This is a genomic window from Pseudomonas sp. SIMBA_041, from assembly GCF_046535095.1.
Lineage (GTDB): Bacteria > Pseudomonadota > Gammaproteobacteria > Pseudomonadales > Pseudomonadaceae > Aquipseudomonas > Aquipseudomonas mucoides.
On record NZ_JAWRXJ010001003.1, the window covers coordinates 1 to 232 of the forward strand.

1 protein-coding gene is annotated in these 232 nt (G+C 22.0%); it reads right to left on the minus strand.

The window, feature by feature from the left end:
* Positions 1-232, minus strand: a 232-nt coding sequence (locus SB725_RS34140; RefSeq protein WP_410923817.1) for a hypothetical protein, incomplete at both ends; no start/stop codon positions are given.

Sequence of the window (232 nt, forward strand, 5' to 3'; positions counted from 1 at the left end):
GTATTATCTGAATGACCATAGATTGCCATATTCAATACAACTGATAAATCTCTGATATTTATCTTATAATCATTAGGGTTTAGAAAAAAATCAAAAATTCCATTTTTAAAGATATCAGAATTGATTGCGTATTCAACATTTTTATATTCTTGTGATGTTAATTTTTCATGTTTTAATTCTTCAATAATTGCAAGAATATGATTTTTAAATATTTTTTCTTTTAAGAATGATG